Genomic DNA, 24,331 nt, shown 5'->3' with positions numbered 1-24,331 from the left:
CAGCGCATAAGGAGGAGAAATGAAGAAAAAGCTGACCGCCGCCTCAACGCAACAACTTGATAACCTATTGGATCAAGTGCGACGCTGCACGATCTGTGCGGATCATCTCCCATTGGGACCGCGACCGGTGATTCAGGCGGCGAGCAGCGCGAAACTGTTGATCATCGGTCAGGCGCCGGGGTTGCGGGTCCATGAAAGCGGCATCCCTTGGCATGATCCCAGCGGTGACCGCCTGCGTCGCTGGCTCGACATCGATCCGGAAACCTTTTACGACCCACGCCAAATTGCCATCATGCCGATGGGCTTATGCTATCCCGGCAAAGGTAAATCCGGTGATTTACCGCCGCGACCGGAATGCGCCCCGCACTGGCACCCGCAAGTCCTGCCTCTGTTACCACAGGTAGGGATGACACTGCTGATCGGCCAGTATGCTCAGCAACGCTACCTGCCCGATCGCCCGAAGACCTTAACCGACACCGTCCGACAATGGCGACAATGGGCACCGCGTTTTATTCCGATGCCCCACCCGTCCCCCAGAAACACGCTGTGGCTGAAGAAAAATCCGTGGTTTGAAGCCGACGTTGTGCCGTATATCCGCGAGTATGTCCACCAGCAGTTGAAGATATAGCTCACTTTGAGATAGACGCTCAGACTGACACAGCAAAACAGAAGTAAACGGAAATGGTCTTTTGAGAGGTACTTCCACAAGTTAAAATAATGGCATTGATGCAAAGCTGTTATATGAAATCATGTATTCATTTTATGGATACTTATACATGAACATTAAGAACCAATTACATAATGCACCACGAAATCAAATAGACAATGTTGCACAAAACATTGTAAGCCGACTATCTAATCAGGAAATAAAATCACTAAGCGCTGAAAACATTCTTCGCTTATACGAGGCACTAGCATTAAAGGGGCTAAGAATAGTCTCTACTCGTGATAAAGCAGCAATAAAAAAATTATCCACTTATTCATCATTTTCACTAAAATATTTTAATCAACAATACGCTATTGATAGCGTCAAACAAGGATTTCCTCAATCAAGTATTATACAGAGAAGATTAACGGTTAACCTACTCAACAAGATCTATGCTGCAGAAACTAAGCGCCTTAGTTTTCTAGAGAAGTTAGGCATTGATGGAAAGACGATTGGTAGAGGGCAATTAGGTCAGCCAGCCTTTCAAGATGTATCATCACCAAAATATTTAAAGAAGAACTTTGATGATTATTCAACAAAATACTATATAGCTAAACAATTAGATAAACCACTTAATAAGTTATCTCAAATTACCATTCCACCGTATAAAGTTTCCACCCCATCAATATATGAAACTTTTTATAACGAAATGCCTTTGGAAGATTTTATTGTTGCTGGTTACCTCTCCATTCGTATCAATGCTGCATCTAAGTCAGGTCGTTCTGAAGATGATACCTTAAAATTTGCAGTCGCACTTTATCATGGCATGTATAAAACAATTGTAGGAATTCAGAACAAAGTTAATGATGTCATTAATTGGAAACCTATTGAGGCCGAATTGATAAGCCAAGGTAGAAAAGATGCGGTTGATTATATTAATGAGGTTGTGTCATGAAAATAAAACATTACTTTGCAATATCATTCTTTATTATTTCTTCAATATGTATTTATATTTATTGGAATCAATATAATTATAGTTATATATTATTAACTAAATGCGATGACCATGTAACTGGTGAGTTATTACTTGATATTAAATCAAAGGAAAGTTTAATCTCATCAGAAATAATTAACCTTGAAGAACTGTGCTCTCAAGGAGAATTCACAGTAGGTGAATTTGAATTGATCGATCAAATTAAAGCACAAATTCGTGTCAATAATGAAATTATAGTAGAGAAAGTATTGACGACTGGAAATGGGTTAGACACTGATAGAGAAGACTACTATTCATACCTCGAAATAACTAGCGAATCACCATATATTAAATATGATGCCATATAACCTCATAGATTAAAAAAAACACGCCAAAAAAGGCGTGTTTTCATTTTTACTTTTCCGAGATACTCGTACCTCGGTACTCGCCCCTAAAAACCGTCACTTATGGTATGGCTTAGATAGCTCGTGCACCGCGTCCACGAACACACCAGCATTTTCAGGCGGCACATCCAAGTGGATGCCATGGCCAAGGTTAAACACGTGGCCTGTACCACCGTCACCGAAGCCTTCAAGAATCGTCGCGACTTCCTCACGGATACGCTCTGGCTGGGCGTACAGCATAGACGGATCCATGTTGCCTTGCAGCGCCACTTTGTCACCAATGCGTGCTTTCGCGTCAGCGATGTTAATGGTCCAGTCTAGGCCCACGGCATCACAACCGGTGGCGGCGATTTGCTCTAGCCACATGCCACCGTTTTTGGTGAACAGCGTCACAGGTACGCGACGGCCATCGTTTTCACGGATCAGACCATCCACAATCTTGTGCATGTACTGCAGCGAGAAGAGGTTGTAATCACGTGGTGTCAGTACCCCGCCCCATGTATCAAAGATCATCACCGATTGTGCACCGGCTTTGATCTGGGCATTGAGGTATTCTGTCACGCTGTCCGCCAACTTATCCAACAACAGGTGCAGGGTTTGTGGCTCGGCGTACATCATCTTTTTGATCTTGGTGAATGCTTTTGAGCTACCACCTTCAACCATGTAGGTCGCTAGCGTCCATGGACTGCCAGAGAAACCGATCAGCGGGACTTCGCCCTGCAGATCTTTACGGATCTGACGCACGGCATTCATCACGTACTGCAGTTCACCTTCTGGATCCGGCAGGCCGATCTTATCAACATCGGCTTTACACGTGATCGGACGCTCGAACTTCGGCCCTTCACCCGCTTCAAAGTACAGACCCAAGCCCATCGCATCCGGGATCGTCAGGATATCTGAGAACAGGATCGCGGCATCCAACGGGAAGCGGCGTAGGGGCTGTAGCGTCACCTCACTGGCTAGCTCAGCATTTTTGCATAGCGACATGAAGTCTCCTGCCACGCCACGTGTTGCACGGTATTCCGGTAGGTAACGGCCGGCTTGGCGCATCATCCATACAGGGGTGCAATCTACCGGCTGCTTTAGCAAAGCGCGTAGGTAGCGGTCATTCTTTAATTCGCTCATTAGGGACTCCATGGTTTTATTCTGGCGCTATTGTATCACTCCCGACGTCCAACAAAACAGGCCATTTGTTAACCGGATCAAGTTTATGGTAACAATCTAGTCACCAGATTTGCGGCACGGAGTCCAGTCATGATACAAAAACTGCGCGCTAGCAATAATAACAATGATTTTGCTCGTAGAAAGCAAGTAACTGCACCTTACCCCTCCTCACGGAGGGTTTTTTTATGCCTGCGATCCGGCCATCAGGATCAAGGTGTGATCAATCAAGGATCGTGCAATCGTCCCTTTAGGGGCAACCTCAGGCAAGGTGTCTGCCGTGGCCCAAAGGGCATCGGTGAGCTCGGTATAATCCGGACGCAATTCACCACTCGCATAATCGGCCAGAAAGGCCATCATCAGGTTCGACGGGAACGCCCACGGCTGGCTGCCGAAGTAACGGATGTTATCCACCTCAATACCTGTCTCTTCGTTGATCTCTCGTGCCACACACTGCTCTAAGGTTTCACCGGCTTCGACAAAGCCCGCAATCACGGTGTACATACCGGTTTTGTGCCGAGGGTGTTGTGCCAGCAAGATTTTATCGTCTTTACGCACCGCCACAATCACACACGGTGACACGCGCGGATAATGCGGCGTATGGCAGCCGGTACACACCATGGCGACTTCTGCGTCACCATACTGGCATTCCGAGCCACATTGCGCACAGAAACGCTGTGTGTGCAGCATATGGGATAATTGCGTTGCGCGCCCGGCTAATTGAAAGAGATCCGCCTCGGCACAGAGCAATTCCCTCTGGCTATAAAAATCCGCCATGTTGGCGTTATCTGGCGCTTCAAGCCAATAAACCGGGTGTTCTTGGCAGTGGCCAATCAGCCTTGCCTCTGTCGTATCAAAATTGAGATCGCTCGCACACTTGAACGGAAGTGTCTGATTTTCAAGATACAAACTCCGATCTTTCACTACGCACCAATAGGCATTTTCTTGTTTTTTTAACATCAACGTCACATCCATCCTTGCAGGGTATCCCTTTTACTGGCAATCTAAACTTATACGGAAGTGAATCCGTAACACAAGGTTCTCTTTTTTAAGAGATTGACAGGTATCGTTTCCAGTACCCCTGCCTCGGTACTGTAGATCATGAGGGCATGGTCATGTTAAGCAAATTTGAGCAAGTACAAAAACAATGGGGTGGCACCAGTGATGTGATTGACCACTGGCTCATGTCGCGACAGCAACTGCTAATTGATTATTGCAAATTAGCCGGATTGCCCCCGTTTGAAACCAAACAACGTCAGCTGCCTACCACAGACCAACTTCAACTGTTTAGCCAGCAATTGGTCGACTACATCTCAGAAGGCCATTTCAAAATCTATGACATGGTGATGGCACGTTGGAACGCAACAGGTTACTCTCCGACGGCAGAAATCTCACAGGTTTATGCGCAAATCACTCAGACTACCGATCCCCTTCTCAATTTTACCGAAAAATATACTGAGATCAGTGAAGATGATCTGGAATGGTCTGAATTTGACAGCGATTTATCCGCCATTGGTGAATTAGTCGAAATCCGTTTTGCCCTTGAAGATGGGCTCATCGAATTGATCAGCGAAAGCCTCGCCTGCCCACCCGGCGCTTAATCGACGCTTCTCGCCTGTCCCTCATTCTCCAGCCCACCTCTTGGGCTGGCGTTTGCTTGCTATTTTTTCCCCAGCTCAAGCATCGTGCGCCATCGGCTCTCGCTTGGTCATCATCTTGTCTTCACCCTGTTGTAATCGTCCCTTTTCTTGCGCATACCCTTTTCTATTGCTTTTCTGCAGGCAATAAAAAAGGGTACCCGAAGGTACCCTTTTCAATCAATCCGATAACATCACCCGAAGGCTTAGTCGTCGTTTAGGCCAGCGTTAAGTAGCGCTGCAAGATCTTGTGATGCTTGCTCTGCGTCTACTTGCGGTGCCATTGGCTCTAGCTCTGCATCGCGGTTACGCTGACGGCTCTGGTGGTACGCGAAACCGGTACCAGCAGGGATCAGACGACCCACGATTACGTTCTCTTTCAGACCGCGCAGTTCGTCACGCTTACCAGAAACCGCAGCTTCTGTTAGTACGCGTGTCGTTTCCTGGAACGATGCTGCTGAGATGAACGATTCAGTCGCTAGCGACGCCTTAGTGATACCAAGAAGATCACGCTCGTAAGTCGCGATTAGCTTGCCTTCAGCTTCTAGCTTACGGTTTGCAATCGTTACGCGAGAGTATTCAACCTGCTCACCAGGTAGGAACTCAGAGTCACCAGCCGTTGTGATTGTTACTTTACGCAGCATCTGACGAATGATCGTTTCAATGTGCTTATCGTTAATCTTAACGCCCTGGAGACGGTAAACTTCCTGAACCTCGTTCACGATGTAATCTGCGACAGCGTGGACACCACGTAGACGCAAGATATCGTGTGGAGCCTCTGGACCATCGGCGATTACATCACCTTTTTCGACCTTATCACCTTCGAAGATGTTTAGCTGGCGCCACTTAGGAACCATTTCTTCGTACACGTTGCCTTCAGCAGGTGTGATGATAAGACGACGCTTGCCTTTTGTCTCTTTACCGAATGACACAGTACCTGTGATTTCAGCAAGGATTGCAGGTTCTTTCGGCTTACGCGCTTCGAATAGGTCAGCAACGCGTGGTAGACCACCGGTGATATCTTTCGTACCGCCAGATGCCTGTGGGATACGAGCTAGCGTATCACCGATACCAACCATTGCACCATCTTCAAGCTGGATGATTGCTTTACCTGGCAAGAAGTACTGAGCTGGCATTTCAGTGCCGGCGATCATTACATCATGACCATTCTCATCAACAAGCTTCACGGTTGGACGCATGTCTTTACCCGCACTTGTACGCTCTGCAGCGTCAAGAACAGTGATCATAGACAGACCCGTTAGCTCATCAGTTTGACGAGAAACTGTTACGCCATCAATCAAGTCAACGAACTGGATACGACCTGCCACTTCAGTGATGATTGGCATTGTGTGCGGATCCCAGTTAGCGATAACTTCGCCAGCTGCAACGTCTTGGCCTTCACCTTTACTTAGGTGAGAACCGTATGGCAGTTTGTAGTTTTCTTTAATACGGCCGAACTCATCAATGATAGTCATTTCAGAGGCACGAGACGTGATAACTAGCTTGCCGTCGTTGTTGATTACGAACTTCGCGTTCTGCAGTTTCACAGAACCGTTGTTCTTAACCTGAATGCTGTTTTCCGCAGCGGCTGCAGATGCTGCACCACCGATGTGGAACGTACGCATCGTCAACTGTGTACCTGGTTCACCGATTGACTGTGCTGCAACAACACCAACCGCTTCACCTTGGTTCACTAGGTGACCACGAGCAAGGTCACGACCGTAACAGAACTTACAGCAACCGAAGTCGTTTTCACACGTTACAACAGAACGTACTTTAACAAGGTCAACCGAGTTCGCTTCTAGGATGTCACACCACTTCTCATCAAGAAGGGTATTACGAGGCGCAAGTACTTCTTCAGTACCAGGCTTCATGACATCTTCAGCAACTACACGGCCAAGAACGCGAGAACCTAGCGGCTCTTTAACGTCACCACCTTCAACCAGTGGCATCATCGTCATACCAGCGTAAGTACCACAGTCATCCGTAGTAATAACTACGTCCTGTGCTACGTCTACTAGACGACGTGTCAAGTAACCGGAGTTCGCTGTCTTCAATGCTGTATCCGCAAGACCCTTACGAGCACCGTGCGTTGAGATAAAGTACTGAAGTACGTTCAGACCTTCACGGAAGTTTGCCGTGATCGGTGTTTCGATGATTGAGCCATCCGGCTTAGCCATCAGACCACGCATACCTGCTAGCTGACGGATCTGAGCGGCAGAACCACGCGCACCTGAGTCGGCCATCATGTAAACGCTGTTGAACGATTTCTGCTGTTCTTCTTCGCCGTCACGGTTGATAACAGTGTCGAAAGACAGGTTATCCATCATCGCCTTAGCAACCTGCTCATTCGCGGTCGCCCAGATATCGATAACTTTGTTGTAACGTTCGCCAGCGGTAACAAGACCTGATTGGAACTGCTCTTGAATTTCAGCAACTTCTGCTTCAGCTTCTGCGATCTTGGTGTACTTAGCCGCTGGGATGACCATATCATCGATACCAACAGACACACCAGATAGTGCCGCGTAAGCAAAACCTGTGTACATGATCTGGTCAGCAAAGACGACTGTCTCTTTCATGCCCAGTTCACGGTAACAGGTGTTAAGCAGTTTAGAAATTTGCTTCTTACCCAGTGCTTCGGTGTTAACTAGGCTGTACGGTAGACCTTTTGGTACGATCTTCCATAGCATTGCACGACCAACAGTCGTATCAACCAGCTTAGTATCTTCAACCAAATTACCCTGCTCGTCTTTCACGAACTGAGTAATACGCACTTTCACACGTGAGTGCAGCTCTGCGTGACCTGTTTGGTAAGCTTTTTCAGCTTCCGCAGGACCCGCTAGGTACATACCTTCACCCTTCGCGTTGATCTTGTCACGCGTCATGTAGTAAAGACCCAATACAACGTCCTGAGAAGGTACGATGATCGGATCACCAGACGCTGGCGATAGGATGTTGTTGGTAGACATCATCAGTGCACGTGCTTCAAGCTGTGCTTCCAGCGTTAGAGGTACGTGTACCGCCATCTGGTCACCATCGAAGTCGGCGTTGTATGCCGCACACACTAGTGGGTGAAGCTGAATCGCTTTACCTTCGATCAGTACTGGTTCGAATGCCTGAATACCTAGACGGTGCAGTGTTGGTGCACGGTTAAGCATTACTGGGTGTTCGCGAATCACTTCGTCCAGGATATCCCAAACAACCGCTTCTTCACGCTCTACCATCTTCTTAGCGGCTTTGATCGTCGTTGCTAGGCCACGAGTTTCAAGCTTGCCGTAGATGAATGGCTTAAATAGCTCTAGTGCCATCTTCTTAGGAAGACCACACTGGTGCAGACGTAGGTATGGACCTACGGTGATAACAGAACGACCTGAGTAGTCAACACGCTTACCAAGCAAGTTCTGACGGAAACGACCCTGTTTACCTTTGATCATGTCTGCCAAAGATTTCAGAGGACGCTTGTTAGAACCTGTGATTGCGCGGCCACGACGACCGTTATCAAGCAATGCATCAACAGATTCCTGCAACATACGCTTTTCGTTACGTACGATGATATCAGGAGCTGCTAGATCCAGTAGACGCTTCAGACGGTTGTTACGGTTGATAACACGACGGTACAGATCATTCAGATCTGAAGTCGCGAAACGGCCGCCGTCTAGCGGTACCAACGGACGAAGGTCCGGCGGAAGTACTGGTAGTACAGACAGGATCATCCACTCAGGGTTGTTACCTGACTGCAAGAATGCTTCTACAAGCTTCAGACGCTTGGTCAGTTTCTTACGCTTGGTTTCAGAGTTAGTTTCTTCCAACTCTTCGCGCATTAGTTCGATTTCTGCGTTCAGGTCCATGTTGCCAAGCAATGCTTGAACAGCTTCTGCACCCATCTTCGCGTCGAACTCGTCGCCCCACTCCTCAAGTGCATCCAAGTACTGCTCTTCTGACAGTAGCTGGCTACGCTCTAGGTTGGTCATACCTGGTTCGATAACAACGTAAGATTCGAAGTAAAGTACACGCTCGATATCACGTAGTGGCATGTCCATCAACAAACCGATACGGGATGGCAGTGACTTCAGGAACCAGATGTGGGCAACAGGAGAAGCTAGCTCGATGTGACCCATACGCTCACGGCGTACTTTAGTCTGAGTAACTTCAACACCACATTTTTCACAGATAACACCACGGTGCTTCAGGCGCTTATATTTGCCACAAAGACACTCGTAGTCTTTTACCGGGCCAAAGATACGTGCACAGAATAGGCCGTCACGCTCAGGCTTAAAGGTACGGTAGTTAATGGTTTCTGGCTTTTTAACTTCACCGAAAGACCATGAACGGATCATGTCAGGTGAAGCAAGACCGATTTTGATTGCATCAAATTCTTCAGTCTTGTGCTGGGCTTTCAGAAACTTAAGTAAGTCTTTCACATTCGGCTCCTGTGAGGAGTTGACCCATAAAGGCGCCAGTCTACTGGCGCCTTCATATTGATACCGGAGTAACTAATAAATCTTGGTATTAAACCGAGGCTTATTCGTCTTCCAGCTCGATGTTGATACCCAACGAGCGGATTTCTTTCAACAATACGTTGAACGATTCCGGCATACCAGGTTCCATACGATGGTCGCCATCGACGATGTTCTTATACATCTTCGTACGGCCGTTAACGTCATCCGACTTAACAGTTAGCATTTCCTGTAGGGTGTATGCTGCACCGTATGCTTCTAGTGCCCACACTTCCATCTCACCGAAACGCTGACCACCGAACTGCGCTTTACCACCCAGCGGCTGCTGAGTAACAAGGCTGTAAGAACCGGTAGAACGGGCATGCATCTTGTCATCAACCAAGTGGTTCAGTTTCAGCATGTACATGTAACCAACAGTTACAGGACGCTCAAACTTGTCACCGGTACGACCGTCAAACAATGTCAGCTGACCAGATTCTGGTAGATCACCCAACTTCAGAAGCTCTTTAATAGAAGATTCTGGCGCACCGTCAAAGACAGGTGTCGCGATTGGTAGACCCTTACGCAGGTTCTGAACCAGAGTGCGTACTTCAGCATCACTTAGCTCTGCAATGTCTACGTTCTGACGAGTATCGCCTAGATCGTACACTTTCTGCAGGAAGTTACGGAACTGATGAAGTTCCTGCTGCTGCTTAAGCATCTCGTTAAGTTTGTCACCGATACCTTTCGCTGCAAGACCCAAGTGAGTCTCCAGGATCTGACCGATGTTCATACGAGACGGTACACCCAATGGGTTTAGTACGATATCAACTGTCTGACCTTTTTCATCGTACGGCATGTCTTCAACAGGGTTGATCTTAGAGATTACACCCTTGTTACCGTGACGACCCGCCATCTTATCACCAGGCTGGATACGACGCTTAACAGCTAGGTAAACCTTAACAATCTTAAGGACACCTGGCGCTAGGTCATCACCCTGAGTGATCTTACGGCGCTTGGTTTCAAATTTCTTATCGAACTCAGCTTTCAGTTCGTCGTACTGCTCAGCAAGTTGCTCAAGTAGGTTTTGCTGACCTTCGTCATCCAACGTCTGACCAAATAGCTTTTCACGGTCCATCGACATTAGTCGATCTTCGCTGTAGCCAGAAGCCAGTAGAAGCGTACGAACACGAGCAAGAAGACCACCCTCAAGGATCTGGAATTCTTCTGTGATGTCTTTCTTCGCTTCTTTCAGCTGCATCTCTTCGATTTCAAGCGCACGCTTGTCTTTTTCTACGCCATCGCGAGTAAAGACTTGAACGTCGATGATCGTACCAGACACAGAGTTTGGTACACGTAGAGATGAATCTTTAACGTCAGACGCTTTCTCACCGAAGATAGCACGTAGTAGCTTCTCTTCAGGTGTCAGCTGCGTTTCACCCTTAGGTGTCACTTTACCAACAAGGATGTCGCCACCCTTCACTTCAGCACCGATGTAAACGATACCTGACTCATCAAGCTTAGAAAGTGCAGCTTCACCCACGTTAGGGATATCCGCTGTGATCTCTTCTGCGCCTAGTTTAGTGTCACGCGCCACACAAGATAGCTCTTGAATGTGGATAGTTGTCAGGCGATCTTCCTGTACAACACGCTCAGAAACCAAGATGGAGTCTTCGAAGTTGTAACCGTTCCAAGGCATGAACGCGATACGCATGTTCTGGCCAAGTGCTAGCTCACCAAGGTCGGTTGAAGGACCATCAGCAAGAACATCACCACGAGACACAGGCTCACCTGGCATCACTGTTGGACGCTGGTTGATACATGTGTTCTGGTTAGAACGGGTGTACTTAGTCAGGTTGTAGATATCGATACCAGCTTCACCCGGTACCAACTCGTCTTCGTTAACTTTGATAACGATACGAGAAGCATCTACAGACTGAACCATACCGCCACGTTTAGCTACGGCTGTTACACCGGAGTCAACCGCTACGTTACGCTCGATACCTGTACCTACTAGCGGCTTATCAGCACGCAGGGTAGGAACGGCCTGACGTTGCATGTTCGCACCCATAAGGGCACGGTTAGCATCATCGTGTTCTAGGAACGGGATCAACGATGCAGCCACCGATACAACCTGGTTGGTTGCAACGTCCATGTACTGGACATGGTCACGTGGGTGCAGGCCTGATTCACCTTTCTGACGAGCAGTGATCAATTCATCCGCAAATGAACCATCGTCGTTAAGCGCGGCGTTAGCCTGAGCGATAACGTACTGACCTTCTTCGATAGCAGATAGGTAATCGATATCTTCGGTTACCTTGCCATCGATCACTTTACGGTATGGAGTTTCCAAGAAACCGTAAGGGTTACACTGTGCAAAAGCAGACAGTGAGTTGATCAGACCGATGTTTGGACCTTCTGGCGTTTCGATAGGACATAGACGACCGTAGTGGGTCGCGTGTACATCTCGCACTTCAAAGCCAGCACGTTCACGCGTCAGACCACCTGGACCAAGCGCCGAAATACGACGTTTGTGAGTAACTTCTGACAACGGGTTGTTCTGGTCCATAAACTGAGACAGCTGAGAAGAACCGAAGAACTCTTTTACTGCCGCAGAAATTGGCTTGGCGTTGATAAGATCCTGAGGCATTACTGCATCAAGGTCGCCTAGGCTTAGACGCTCTTTAACAGCACGCTCAACACGCACAAGACCAACACGGAATTGGTTTTCTGCCATTTCACCAACAGAACGGATACGACGGTTACCAAGGTGGTCGATATCGTCCACTTCGCCTTTACCGTTACGAATATCAATCAAGCGACGCATCACTTCGATGATATCAGCATGGTCAAGGATACCCGCACCTGTGGTTTCTTCGCGGCCTAGTGAGCTGTTGAACTTCATACGGCCCACAGCTGAAAGATCGTAACGATCTTCAGAGAAGAACAAGCTTTCAAAAAGCTGCTCTGCTGCTTCACGCGTTGGCGGCTCGCCAGGGCGCATCATGCGGTAGATTTCAACTAGCGCACTCAGGCGGTCAGTCGTACTGTCAACACGCAAGGTATCAGACATGTACGGACCAAAATCCAGATCATTGGTGAAAAGAACTTCTAGTGACTTGTAGCCTGCTTGAGAAAGCAATGCCAAAGTCTCTAGGCTCAATTCTTGGTTCGCTGCTGCAATCAATTCGCCGGTTTCTTCGTTCACGTAATCACGTGCCGAAATCTTACCTACGATGTATTCAACAGGTACTTCAATTTGGTCAACACCGTCTTTAGACAGCTGGCGAATATGGCGAGCTGTAATACGGCGACCTTGTTCTACGTATACCTTACCGTTCGCTTCGATATCGAAGCTTGCAGTTTCGCCACGAAGACGATCAGGTACCAGTTCCATAACCAGAGACTTGCCCTGAACTTCGAAGTTTACTTTATCGAAGAACATGTCAAGGATCTGCTCGGTTGTGTAACCTAGCGCACGTAGAATGATAGAAGCTGGAAGCTTACGACGACGGTCGATACGTACAAAGACGCTATCCTTAGGATCAAATTCGAAATCCAACCATGAACCACGGTATGGGATTACGCGTGCGTTATATAGCACTTTACCTGAGGAGTGGGTTTTACCCTTATCGCTGTCGAAGAAGACACCCGGGCTACGGTGCAGCTGGGATACGATAACCCTCTCGGTACCGTTAATAACGAATGTACCGTTATCTGTCATGAGCGGAATTTCGCCCATGTAAACTTCTTGTTCTTTGATGTCTTTTACGGTGCCAGCAGGCGCGTCTTTATCATACATGACAAGACGAAGCTTCACGCGTAGGGGCGCAGAGTACGTTACGCCACGAATCTGACATTCTTTAACATCGAAGACCGGCTCACCGAGACGATAGCTAACGTATTGCAGCTCGGAATTGCCGTTATAGCTCTGAATTGGAAAAACAGAACGAAAGGCAGCTTCTAGACCGTAGTGCCCTTCTGGATCCTGCTCGATGAACTTTTTAAAAGACTCAAGCTGGATCGACAGCAAGTATGGTATGTCCAACACTTGTGGACGCTTACCAAAATCCTTACGGATACGCTTTTTCTCGGTATAAGAGTAAACCATAGGTTCCTCAGATCGCTGATAAGTGATCCAAACTGCTCAAAACGAGGAGCAGTGACTAGTAACACTGTTTTTTGGGTAGGAACAGTTCTGGGAAACAGATCTGTTTTTTGCTTAGGTAGTGGTTGAAAAACAATGTGAAAACACCAGTACCCTACAGCGCAAAAAGGCCGGTGGCATTTAGCCACCAGCCATTAGCCAATTAAGGCTAAGAAACTAAGTATATATTACTTAATTTCAACAGAAGCACCAGCTTCTTCTAGCTGAGCTTTAAGAGCTTCAGCTTCAGCTTTGTCAACGCCTTCTTTAAGTGCAGAAGGAGCGTTGTCAACTACAGCTTTAGCTTCTTTAAGACCTAGGCCAGTTGCGCCACGTACAGCTTTGATAACCTGTACTTTGTTAGCGCCAGCAGCAGTTAGGATTACGTCGAATTCAGTTTGCTCTTCAGCTGCGTCTGCAGCTGCGCCGCCTGCTACAACTGCAGCTGCAGCAGTAACACCGAATTTTTCTTCCATTGCTTCGATTAGTTCAACAACCTGCATTACAGACATTTCTGCAACTGCGTCTAGGATTTGCTCGTTAGTGATAGACATAACAATTCTCTTTAAAAATCAACAAATAATTTAAATAGTAATCAGATAAAGTGCGGCAATTATGCAGCAGCTTCTTCTTTCTGATCACGTACTGCAGCGATAGTACGTACAAGTTTACCAGCAGACGCTTCTTTCATGCACATCATTAGGCGTGCGATAGCTTCGTCGTAAGTTGGTAGAGTTGCTAGTACTTCAGCGTTAACAACAGCGCCTTCGTATGCAGCAGCTTTGATCTCGAAATCTTTATTCTCTTTAGCGAAGTCTTTGAAAAGACGCGCTGCAGCACCTGGGTGCTCATTAGAGAAACCGATCAGTGAAGGACCGATGAACGTCTCAGTAAGACATTCAAAAGCAGTACCTTCAACAGCACGACGTGCTAGAGTGTTACGAACAACTTTCAGGTAAACGCCGTTTTCACGAGCTTGTTTACGTAGAGAAGTCATCGCACCCACAGCAACGCCACGAGAGTCAGCAACAACTGCAGACAGGGCACCATTGGCAGCTTCGTTGACTTCAGCAACAATTGCTTTTTTGTCTTGAAGATTCAAGGCCATTGGATTTGCTCCTGGATTATCTGGGTTACCCCAGTATTTACACCACTCACTGCCAAAACGACAGGAGAGCTTTTACGGCGCAGATCCAAGATAGACTTACATCAATCATGTTCTGGCACCGTCTACGTAGGTGATATTAAGTCAAACCCCGAAAAGCCTGACGCCTACGGTCTTTGACGGAGATGAATTGTTACCAACTCATCTCAGCCACGAATTCGGAAACGCCAAATTATACACTAATTTGACGTTTCTGCAAATTAGTTTGCGTTAGCGTCCAGAGTATTCTGGTCTAGCGCTACACCTGCACCCATAGTGGTAGAGATGCTTACTTTCTTAACGAAAGTACCTTTCGCTGAAGAAGGCTTCGCTTTCTTCAGTGCAACTAGAAGAGACTCTAGGTTCTCTTTTAGTTGTGCAGCATCGAAGTCCACTTTACCGATAGTAGTGTGGATGATGCCGTTTTTGTCGTTACGGTAACGAACCTGACCAGCTTTAGCGTTCTTAACTGCTTCAGCAACGTTAGGAGTTACAGTACCAACTTTAGGGTTTGGCATTAGACCGCGAGGACCAAGGATGGTACCTAGCTGGCCAACAACGCGCATTGCATCTGGAGATGCGATAACTACGTCGAAGTCCATTACGCCTTTCTTCACTTGCTCAGCAAGATCGTCCATACCTACTAGGTCAGCACCAGCTTCTTTAGCAGCTTCAGCGTTTGCACCCTGAGTGAATACCGCTACGCGGATGTCACGGCCAGTACCGTGTGGTAGCACTGTTGCGCCACGAACGTTCTGGTCAGATTTACGTGCATCGATGCCTAGGTTAACAGCAACGTCAACAGACTCTACGAATTTAGCAGTAGCTAGTTCTTTAAGAAGAGCAACAGCTTCGTTGATGTCGTACTCGCGAGAAGAATCTACTTTGTCGCGGATAACGCGCATGCGCTTAGTTAGTTTAGCCATTCTATTAACCCTCTACCACTAGACCCATTGAACGTGCAGTACCGGCAATCGAACGCTTCATAGCTTCGATGTCAGCACCAGTCATGTCCGCAGCTTTAGTTTCTGCGATCTCTTGGATCTGAGCGTCAGTGATAGTACCCACTTTCTCAGTGTTTGGACGGCCAGAACCAGACTTAAGGCCAGCTGCTTTCTTAAGAAGAACTGCAGCAGGTGGAGTCTTAGTTACGAACGTGAAAGAACGGTCACTGTAAACTGTGATTACAACTGGAGTAGGAAGACCTTTCTCCATTGAATCAGTTTTTGCGTTAAACGCTTTACAGAATTCCATGATGTTCACACCGTGCTGACCAAGAGCTGGACCAACCGGTGGACTTGGGTTTGCTGCACCAGCTGCAACCTGCAGCTTGATGTACGCTTCTACTTTTTTAGCCATTGCTATCTACCTAAATTTGGGTTCAAACGTCTATTTCTAAAAAACAGACTCCCCGTCTAACGAAAGGGCGCGAAATTATAGTCCAATTCCACGCCCCTGACAACTAAAGCTGACTATTTATTGCTCAGCTTTTTTCAACCTGGCCAAATTCCAATTCTACTGGAGTGGCACGGCCGAAAATGGATACCGATACTTTCACGCGGCTCTTGTCGTAGTCGACTTCTTCCACTACACCGTTAAAGTCAGCAAACGGACCGTCAGTAACGCGGACAACTTCGCCCGGTTCAAAGACAGTTTTGTGAACCGGAGATTCACTTGCTTTCTCTAGACGGTTAAGAATAGCATCGGCCTCTTTATCAGAGATAGGAGCCGGACGGTCTGAAGTACCGCCGATGAACCCCATTACACGAGGGATACTACGTACCAGATGCCACGTTTCATCGTTCATCACCATCTGTACAAGCACATAACCAGGGAAGAACTTTCGCTCGCTCTTGCGACGCTGGCCAGCACGCACTTCAACAACTTCTTCAGTTGGAACAAGCACTTCTTCAAAGTGCTCTTCCATGCCGTGCATTTTAATATGCTCACGTAGTGATTGTGCTACACGACCTTCAAAACCAGAGAAGGCCTGTACAACATACCATCGTTTTTTTGGAGCTTCGCTCATGAACTCTTACCTCACACACCGGTAACTAGGCGGACCAAACGGACCATGATGCCGTCGATACCCCATAAGGCTAACGCCATAATGACAGTGACAGCTAAAACTATAAAGGTTGTCTGCGTAGCTTCCTGACGAGTAGGCCATACTACCTTGCGGACTTCCATGCGCGATTCGCGTGCAAATGCAATCGCGGTTTTACCTTTGTCTGTCAACGCAGCGACACCACCCGCCATTGCCACAAGGACAATAATAGCAGCAGCACGCCATACGACAGAAACGTCACTGTACAGGTAATTACCAACCACAGCGGCAGCTAGCAAAGCAAATACGGCAGCCCACTTAAGGCCATCCATATTGCTAGAATTGCTTTGGTTTTCGGCATTCGCTTTCATACAACCAACCTGTAACTAGTCTCAATATAGACGAAAATAACCCCGCATTTGCGAGGCCTACAATGAAGGAAAGCCCTAAAGCTTTAATTACATAGAAAAAACTTCATATGAATAAAAATTTTTCTCTACGCACCTGAGCAAAAAACACACTACTTCAGGATTGAGCGCAGAAAAAGGGCATCAAATGATGCCCTTTTTCGTGCCTAGTCGTCAAATATTATTCAACGATTGTAGCAACAACACCCGCACCTACAGTACGGCCGCCTTCACGGATAGCAAAACGTAGACCTTCGTCCATCGCGATTGGCGCGATTAGAGTAACAGTCATAGAGATGTTATCACCAGGCATTACCATTTCTACGCCTTCAGGTAGTTCGATAGTACCTGTTACGTCAGTTGTACGGAAGTAGAACTGTGGACGGTAGCCTTTGAAGAAAGGAGTGTGACGACCGCCTTCATCTTTAGAAAGCACATAGATTTCTGAAGTGAAAGTAGTGTGTGGAGTGATTGAACCAGGCTTAGCAAGAACTTGACCACGTTCAACTTCGTCACGCTTAGTACCACGTAGAAGAACACCAACGTTCTCACCAGCACGGCCTTCGTCAAGAAGCTTACGGAACATCTCAACACCAGTACAAGTAGTAGTGATAGTGTCTTTGATACCGATGATAGCAACTTCGTCACCTACGCGAACGATACCCTGCTCAACACGACCAGTTACAACAGTACCACGGCCTTGGATTGAGAATACGTCTTCGATAGGTAGGATGAACGGACGATCGATCGCACGCTCTGGCTCTGGGATGTAGCTATCTAGTGCTTCAGCAAGCTCGATAACTTTAGCTTCCCACTGCTCTTCACCGTTAAGTGCACCTAGAGCAGAACCCATGATTACTGGGCAATCGTCGCCTGGGAAGTCGTACTCAGAAAGAAGTTCACGAACTTCCATTTCTACTAGCTCTAGTAGTTCTTCGTCATCAACCATGTCACACTTGTTCATGAACACGATGATGTAAGGAATACCAACCTGACGGCCTAGTAGGATGTGCTCACGCGTCTGAGGCATTGGACCATCAGTTGCAGCAACAACTAGGATACCACCGTCCATCTGCGCAGCACCAGTGATCATGTTTTTAACATAATCGGCGTGTCCTGGGCAGTCAACGTGTGCGTAGTGACGAGTAGGAGTATCGTACTCTACGTGAGAAGTGTTGATTGTGATACCGCGCTCGCGCTCTTCTGGAGCGTTATCGATAGATGCGAAGTCTTTAGCAACACCACCGTACACTTTTGCAAGCGTAGTACAGATAGCAGCAGTTAGGGTAGTTTTACCGTGGTCAACGTGGCCGATAGTACCAACGTTAACGTGCGGTTTTACGCGTTCGAATTTTTCTTTAGACATGGATAGTCCCTCTAGGCACGGAATTTGGTGGCATGACGACCACACAACCTGACATGGGTTAGTAGAGTATATATCAAAAGTATTGAGGTAACTTAAAGAGGGGGGATGGTGCTGATAGGCGGATTCGAACCGCCGACCTCACCCTTACCAAGGGTGCGCTCTACCAACTGAGCTATATCAGCACACAAGAAGTGTGGAGCGGGCAGCGGGAATCGAACCCGCATCATCAGCTTGGAAGGCTGAGGTAATAGCCATTATACGATGCCCGCAAAACTCGTAACTCGATAAGCTATTCAATCAATCGAAATTGGTGGAGGGAGAAGGATTCGAACCTTCGAAGGCAGAGCCGTCAGATTTACAGTCTGATCCCTTTGGCCACTCGGGAACCCCTCCAAATTTTTTACTCACTTTCACTCATTTAGGAGAAAGTGGTGCCGACTACCGGAATCGAACTGGTGACCTACTGATTACAAGTCAGTTGCTCTACCTACTGAGCTAAGTCGGCGTAAGTGCTGCGCATTCTATTGAACTATCCCAGCCCTTGCAATACCTTTTATTGATTTTTTTTCTCAAAAAACACCACTTGCGCAAAAAAGCAACCATTAGCGGCATTTTGCATACAAAGCGAGGCCTTCCAAGACCAGATCTGAGCGATGATGATAGTGTTTACCCCAATTGATGGGTAAGTGACGCACACCGCCACCACACAAGATCACTTCCGGCTCAACCTTCAGGCGATCAGAGGCTTGAGAAAGACCAAACTCAATCAATCCAACCAAGGCTGCGCGGCAACCGTTCTTCAGGCCATCTGCGGTATTGTCGGCAAACGTCAGTGCATCACCGTGATCTCGGTCGGAAAACACTTTCGACGTATTCTCTAAGACCGATTTCATCATTAGCTGGTAGCCAGGCGCTATCCAGCCACCAAGATGCTTCCCTTCTTCAGTCATGACATCAAACGTCAGGGCGGTGCCAATATCGACAATCACGGTCGGGCGCTTGAACTGCTGATGAACAGCGACCAAGGTTAGCCAGCGGTCAACCCCTAGGTATTGGTACTCGCTATATGCATTTTTGACCCCAAAGTCTTTACGTAGCGTTTTCACCTGCAAAACAGGGATATTGGCCAACTGGGAGATCCGTTGGATAGAGTTATCCACTTCAACCGGTCCAACACTGGCAAACACAATACGATCGATACCCGTTTCAATCAGTGGCTCTAGCACCATTTCTAATTTACGGCTAGGGTAACGACCCAATAACTCAATATTGCCATTATCAAACAACTGGGCCACCTTGACATAGGTGTTACCCGCTTCAATTAAAATTTGCATTAACAACCTCTAAGGCTGATTTCACCACCGATATAAGGCGTTACACCTTCATCGGTTTCTAATAATAATGCCCCCTGATTATTGATCCCTCGAGCGATGCCTTCCACCACTCGCTGGCCGATCAATAATTTCACAGGGCGATTCAAAAAGTTATCTAAGAGATTCCAGCGCTCAATGAAACCATCAAGGCCTTTTTCTTCATAGTCTGTCAGTGTTTGGCTCAATTTGGCAATCAAGGTTGCCGCCAACTGATTACGCCCCGGCAGGTAATCACACGCTTGAGAGAGGTTCGTCCACCCCTGCTCAATGGTCATCCCTTCTTGTTCCGGCATGGCGATATTCAGCCCCATGCCAATCACAAGGTGCGCAGCATCACCGGCTTGGCCCGTCATTTCGACCAAGATACCGGCTAATTTTTTATCGTGATAATAGAGATCGTTAGGCCACTTTACGCGGATACCATCGGCCCCTAACGACTGTAGGGCTTCTGCAATCGCTACACCCACGACAAGACTCAATCCCATCGCAGCTGCCATACCCGCATCTAATCGCCAATACATGGACAAATAGAGGTTGCTACCAAACGGGGATAACCATTGCCGCCCACGGCGTCCACGGCCCGCTTGCTGATATTCTGCCACGCAAACGGCACCGGATGGTAACTGCCCAACACGATCCAATAGATACTGATTCGTTGAATCAATGACTGGGATCACGGCCAGACTGGCAAAGGCGGTATGCGCCATGATCTGTTCTGGTGTCAGTAGTTCTAATGGTGCAGCTAAACGGTAACCTTTTCCCTGTACACGATAGATATCCAATCCCCAGGATTGTAATACCTTAACTTGCTTCGAGATCGCGGCACGCGACATGCCTAACGCGTCTCCTAGCGCTTCACCAGAATGAAAATGCCCATCCGCTAGCAAGGCAATCAATGCTAAGCGTGTTTTGTGCTCTTTCATCCCCGCACCTCTGCCAGGTGGGTTTCCCCCGTCGCAGCCATGAAGCGTACTTCATGTTCGAGTTGGATCCCAAATTTTTGTTGGACAACATCAACAACATACTGAGCCAATGCGACAACGTCCGTCGCTGTGGCCTTCTCGGCATTCACCAGAACCAAAGCTTGCAAATCATGAACGCGAGCCCCTCCGATCTGGTGTCCTTTCAGCGCACACTGATCAATCAACCAACCTGCCGCCAATTTACATTGACCTTCAGACTGTGGGTACATAGGCATCGTCGGGTAATGCTGCAATAAAGCCTCAGCCTGTGTTTGCGGCACGAGGGGATTTTTAAAGAAACTGCCCGCATTGCCCATCACAGCTGGATCCGGCAATTTCTCACAACGTACCGCACACACCGTATGCATGATGTCCGCTGCTGTGACGGTTGAGGGATCAAACTGCGTCAACGGTCCGTAGCCAATGTGTGGTGTCCACGCTTTCACCAAACGTAATCCAACCGCGACGATAGCATGGGTCTCTTTCAAGGCTGATTTGAAAATGGATTCACGGTAACCAAACTGACAGTCCTCTGCCATCAGGCGTGATTCAAGGCCGGTTGCCAATTCCACCACATCTACATACTGACAAACATCTTTCAGTTCTACACCGTATGCCCCGATGTTCTGGATGGGTGCCGAGCCAACACAGCCAGGGATCAATGCAAGATTTTCCAACCCCGGCATATTCTGCTCAACGGTCATGGTAACCAATGCGTGCCAATCTTCACCGGCGCCCACATGCAATTCAAAGGCATCAATTGTGTCTGTGATGGCAATGCCTTTAAGCCTATTAACCACAATCACACCGGCAAAATTTTCGCAGAAAAGGAGATTACTGCCCTGCCCGACAATCAGCTTAGCCAAAGACTGAAAAGGCTCATCTCGCCACACCGAAAGTAGCTCATCGATCGTTTCAACGACAACAATGTGCTCAGCCGAGGCTTCAAGCCCAAATGTATGAAAAGGCGCCAGTGACCTATCCTGCAAAACTTTCATGCCTATTTTGACCCATACCTTTTATACTAGGGGCTGCATTTTAACTGATTCATCCTCACTTGGCAGTGTTTTCCCATGCGTAAGCTTAGTTTTCATCTCCTAGAACCGTTACGATTCCCACTGATCAACCGATTTTATAAAGCTTATTATCCTGCGGGAAAAGCCAAACGCGACGAGACGATCTGGATCGGAGACGATAACAACGGCATACAATGCTGTGTGCGATTTAAGCATTTTGAGGGTTATCAACTCCTCACCGGCATGCTGGTACACCCTGAACAACGCGGTCAAGGCCAAGGACAACAGTTGCTATCTGCAGCCAATTCACAAATTGCAGCAATACCCTGCTACTGCTTTGCGTTTGATTACCTTGAATCTTTTTATCAAGCCGCAGGCTTTCAAACGCTACAGGTAGAGGCACTGCCTGAGCCATTACGTAGCCGTTTAAGTCGTTATCAAGGTAGCGGTAAAGCGCTGATCCCTATGCGCTATAACAATAACAAGACAGATAATTGATCCATCCGTGATACATGCCGCCTCAGCAATAGATAGACACAGCGCTTTTTCTGGTATAATCGACCTCTTCACTAACCGATTCATCCTTAATAAGGTCGCGTAAGCGAGGCGATAATGGATTCAGCTATTGCAAATAAGCAACGCATCGATCAACTCCCATGCATTGCACACAAACCAGAAGATCTAGAAACCCTTTTTGATGCGAGTTCATTCCGCGAACGTCTTCATAAAGAAATAACGAGCGCGACTCGCCGTATCTACCTGGTTGCCCTTTATCTGCAAGATGATGAAGCCGGCAGAGGTATTCTGACCGCGCTTTATGAAGCCAAGCAAGCAAACCCCGATCTTGATATCAAAGTTCTCGTCGACTGGCACCGCGCACAGCGAGGGCTCATTGGCGATTCAAAATCTGACGGTAATGCATCCCTATACCGTGAATTTTCGGAAAAATACACACACCCGATCCAAATTCTTGGCGTCCCTGTACGTAACCGAGAAGTCTTCGGTGTACTGCATTTAAAAGGGTTCGTGATTGATGATAAAGTCATCTACAGTGGAGCAAGCTTAAATGACGTCTATCTCGCTCAGCATAATCGCTACCGTTACGATCGCTACCATGTGATCCATAACCCGCATCTTGCCGATAGCATGGCAGGATTTATTGTCGGGACACTCGTTAACAGCGATGCCGTTAACTGCCTGAGTCAGAAAGTGCGCCCTGATACAAAGTCACTCAAAGGTGCCATTCGTACACTGCGCCAGCAGCTACAAAAAGCCAGCTACCACTTCCAACCAGAAAAAGTCGCAGACAATCAAGTCGGCCTCACGCCACTGGTCGGGTTAGGAAAACGTAAGAACACGCTCAACCAGCATATCTGCACCTTGATTGCGAGCGCACAAACAGAACTGACGATCTGTACGCCGTATTTCAACTTCCCTCGCAGCGTAAGCCGAGAAGTGAAACGTGCATTGCGCCGAGGTGTAAAAGTCACGGTTGTTGTGGGTGATAAAACCGCGAATGACTTCTATATTCCACCGAGTGAGCCCTTTAAAACAATTGCCGGCCTACCGTATCTCTATGAGGTCAATCTGCGTAATTTTGCCAAGCAAAATGAATCAGCCATTGCGCGTCGACAGCTTGCCATTCACCTATGGAAACATGATGACAACAGCTTCCATCTAAAAGGGATTTGGGTTGATCGCAGCTACATGCTGATCACGGGAAATAACTTAAATCCACGCGCTTGGAAGTTGGACTTAGAAAATGCCATTCTTGTGCATGATAAACACCAATTGCTGGCCGAGCAGAAACAGCGAGAGCTAGATTGCATTCTGCAACACACGCATTTAGTCGGTAGTTATAAGCTGATTGAAAAAATTGATGCGTATCCGGCACCAGTGAGAAAACTGATCAAGCGAATTCGTCGCATAAAAGCGGATCACATTCTCAACCAAATTCTCTAAGGATAGAGGGGCATCGTGATTACGGTCATTGATGTCGGCCTTCAACAGGCATTTACACCGATTTACTCCAACGAATGCCCCATCGAAGCGCTGATATTATCATTGTAGAGCGCACTGAAGCCCTTACACCGCACCTCATCACGCAACTCCCACATACCCAATAAAACAGCCTCTCATCGCTTAGAGGCTGTTTTTCTCCTCTATAGCTACAACCTCCCATGTTCTGACCACGACCATAAAGACCATCAGTAGCAAAACCACAGGCTGTAGAAAACGATCGGGCAAATGCCAGTAAACCATACCTACTTAAGTTTTAAAGATGACAATGGCATTGCTGCGAGAGCATTATGGGTTGAAAGCCTGTATTGACCATCCACATAAAATACATAAAAGAGTCATTAAAAAGGGGGGGGCAACATGACTAGTTGATTTTCCTAACAAATATTAGGTTAGCGTAGTATTTAATGAAGATATTGCGCAGGGAAAAATGTTCATCGCAAGGTGGCAATTGCAGGGACTAGTGGGCTAATTTCAAAATAGCCGACGTAGCTGTGGACATTTTTAACAAGCTATAGACGTAAAAAAGCCCAAGTCTTTCGACTCGGGCTTAGTATAAGTGGCGGAGCGGACGGGACTCGAACCCGCGACCC

General features: G+C 47.5%; 20 protein-coding genes and 4 tRNA genes. 6 read left to right on the top strand and 18 right to left on the bottom strand.

Features of this window, described 5'->3' with window-relative positions; translation table 11 throughout:
• The first annotated feature begins 19 nt into the window (after positions 1-19).
• The 3 genes from ACSF8W_RS19945 (at position 20) to ACSF8W_RS19935 (ending at position 1,987) form a co-directional block, all read left to right on the top strand.
• Positions 20-628 (top strand): uracil-DNA glycosylase family protein, encoded by a 609-nt coding sequence (locus ACSF8W_RS19945; RefSeq protein WP_500848889.1) that lies wholly within the window; start codon positions 20-22, stop codon positions 626-628.
• 148 nt (positions 629-776) lie between these two features.
• Positions 777-1,601, top strand: a complete 825-nt coding sequence (locus tag ACSF8W_RS19940) for a hypothetical protein (RefSeq protein ID WP_500848888.1) — start codon at positions 777-779, stop codon at positions 1,599-1,601.
• Positions 1,598-1,987: a hypothetical protein gene (locus ACSF8W_RS19935; protein WP_500848887.1), complete on the top strand. Its 390-nt coding sequence runs from the start codon at positions 1,598-1,600 to the stop codon at positions 1,985-1,987. The genes ACSF8W_RS19940 and ACSF8W_RS19935 overlap by 4 nt, the downstream gene beginning before the upstream one ends.
• A gap of 93 nt (positions 1,988-2,080) precedes the next feature.
• On the opposite strand, the gene hemE is transcribed toward ACSF8W_RS19935, so the two are convergent.
• Positions 2,081-3,148 (bottom strand): uroporphyrinogen decarboxylase, encoded by a 1,068-nt coding sequence (gene hemE, locus ACSF8W_RS19930; protein WP_428476030.1) that lies wholly within the window; start codon positions 3,146-3,148, stop codon positions 2,081-2,083.
• A gap of 222 nt (positions 3,149-3,370) precedes the next feature.
• Positions 3,371-4,144 (bottom strand): NAD(+) diphosphatase, encoded by a 774-nt coding sequence (gene nudC / locus ACSF8W_RS19925; protein WP_500848886.1) that lies wholly within the window; start codon positions 4,142-4,144, stop codon positions 3,371-3,373.
• 149 nt (positions 4,145-4,293) lie between these two features.
• On the opposite strand from nudC, the gene rsd reads away from it, so the two are divergent.
• Positions 4,294-4,785, top strand: coding sequence for a sigma D regulator (gene rsd, locus ACSF8W_RS19920; RefSeq protein WP_500848885.1), 492 nt, complete (start codon positions 4,294-4,296; stop codon positions 4,783-4,785).
• Between the two features lie 242 nt (positions 4,786-5,027).
• On the opposite strand, the gene rpoC is transcribed toward rsd, so the two are convergent.
• From rpoC to murB, 16 genes are all read right to left on the bottom strand, one after another.
• Positions 5,028-9,242 carry a DNA-directed RNA polymerase subunit beta' gene (rpoC, locus tag ACSF8W_RS19915; RefSeq protein WP_500848884.1) on the bottom strand — a complete coding sequence of 1,405 codons (4,215 nt, stop codon included), beginning with the start codon at positions 9,240-9,242 and terminating at the stop codon, positions 5,028-5,030.
• Positions 9,243-9,342: 100 nt separating this feature from the next.
• A complete protein-coding gene (rpoB, locus tag ACSF8W_RS19910; RefSeq protein WP_500848883.1) occupies positions 9,343-13,368 on the bottom strand; it encodes a DNA-directed RNA polymerase subunit beta in 4,026 nt (1,341 codons plus the stop codon).
• A 224-nt stretch (positions 13,369-13,592) separates the two neighbouring features.
• A complete protein-coding gene (gene rplL, locus ACSF8W_RS19905; RefSeq protein WP_500848882.1) occupies positions 13,593-13,958 on the bottom strand; it encodes a 50S ribosomal protein L7/L12 in 366 nt (121 codons plus the stop codon).
• A gap of 59 nt (positions 13,959-14,017) precedes the next feature.
• Positions 14,018-14,512 carry a 50S ribosomal protein L10 gene (gene rplJ, locus ACSF8W_RS19900; RefSeq protein WP_428476024.1) on the bottom strand — a complete coding sequence of 165 codons (495 nt, stop codon included), beginning with the start codon at positions 14,510-14,512 and terminating at the stop codon, positions 14,018-14,020.
• Positions 14,513-14,769: 257 nt separating this feature from the next.
• Positions 14,770-15,474 carry a 50S ribosomal protein L1 gene (gene rplA, locus ACSF8W_RS19895; protein ID WP_500848881.1) on the bottom strand — a complete coding sequence of 235 codons (705 nt, stop codon included), beginning with the start codon at positions 15,472-15,474 and terminating at the stop codon, positions 14,770-14,772.
• Between the two features lie 4 nt (positions 15,475-15,478).
• Entirely contained in the window at positions 15,479-15,907 is a 429-nt protein-coding gene (gene rplK / locus ACSF8W_RS19890; protein ID WP_500848880.1) for a 50S ribosomal protein L11, read from the bottom strand.
• 124 nt (positions 15,908-16,031) lie between these two features.
• On the bottom strand, positions 16,032-16,577 hold the full coding sequence (gene nusG, locus ACSF8W_RS19885) for a transcription termination/antitermination protein NusG (protein WP_047874630.1): 546 nt from the start codon (positions 16,575-16,577) through the stop codon (positions 16,032-16,034).
• A gap of 11 nt (positions 16,578-16,588) precedes the next feature.
• Positions 16,589-16,966: a preprotein translocase subunit SecE gene (gene secE / locus ACSF8W_RS19880; RefSeq protein WP_428476020.1), complete on the bottom strand. Its 378-nt coding sequence runs from the start codon at positions 16,964-16,966 to the stop codon at positions 16,589-16,591.
• A 217-nt stretch (positions 16,967-17,183) separates the two neighbouring features.
• Entirely contained in the window at positions 17,184-18,368 is a 1,185-nt protein-coding gene (gene tuf / locus ACSF8W_RS19875; protein WP_428476019.1) for an elongation factor Tu, read from the bottom strand.
• Between the two features lie 106 nt (positions 18,369-18,474).
• Positions 18,475-18,550, bottom strand: a tRNA-Thr gene (locus ACSF8W_RS19870).
• Between the two features lie 12 nt (positions 18,551-18,562).
• A tRNA-Gly gene (locus ACSF8W_RS19865) sits at positions 18,563-18,637 on the bottom strand.
• A 39-nt stretch (positions 18,638-18,676) separates the two neighbouring features.
• A tRNA-Tyr gene (locus tag ACSF8W_RS19860) sits at positions 18,677-18,761 on the bottom strand.
• A 36-nt stretch (positions 18,762-18,797) separates the two neighbouring features.
• A tRNA-Thr gene (locus tag ACSF8W_RS19855) sits at positions 18,798-18,873 on the bottom strand.
• 97 nt (positions 18,874-18,970) lie between these two features.
• On the bottom strand, positions 18,971-19,702 hold the full coding sequence (locus tag ACSF8W_RS19850; protein ID WP_500848879.1) for a type III pantothenate kinase: 732 nt from the start codon (positions 19,700-19,702) through the stop codon (positions 18,971-18,973).
• Entirely contained in the window at positions 19,702-20,664 is a 963-nt protein-coding gene (birA, locus tag ACSF8W_RS19845; RefSeq protein WP_500848878.1) for a bifunctional biotin--[acetyl-CoA-carboxylase] ligase/biotin operon repressor BirA, read from the bottom strand. Before birA ends, ACSF8W_RS19850 begins: the two co-directional genes overlap by 1 nt.
• Positions 20,661-21,701: a UDP-N-acetylmuramate dehydrogenase gene (murB, locus tag ACSF8W_RS19840; protein WP_500848877.1), complete on the bottom strand. Its 1,041-nt coding sequence runs from the start codon at positions 21,699-21,701 to the stop codon at positions 20,661-20,663. The genes birA and murB overlap by 4 nt, the downstream gene beginning before the upstream one ends.
• Before the next feature lie 75 nt (positions 21,702-21,776).
• Between murB and ACSF8W_RS19835 the strand changes: the two genes are divergently transcribed.
• Positions 21,777-22,217, top strand: a complete 441-nt coding sequence (locus tag ACSF8W_RS19835; protein ID WP_500848876.1) for a GNAT family N-acetyltransferase — start codon at positions 21,777-21,779, stop codon at positions 22,215-22,217.
• A 114-nt stretch (positions 22,218-22,331) separates the two neighbouring features.
• Positions 22,332-23,681: a CDP-diacylglycerol--serine O-phosphatidyltransferase gene (gene pssA, locus ACSF8W_RS19830; RefSeq protein WP_500848875.1), complete on the top strand. Its 1,350-nt coding sequence runs from the start codon at positions 22,332-22,334 to the stop codon at positions 23,679-23,681.
• Positions 23,682-24,331 lie beyond the last annotated feature (650 nt).

This window comes from Photobacterium sp. 270122K (assembly GCF_059941365.1).
The sequence above is the reverse complement of the archived record's forward strand: the minus strand, read 5'-3'. Positions and strand labels throughout refer to the sequence as shown.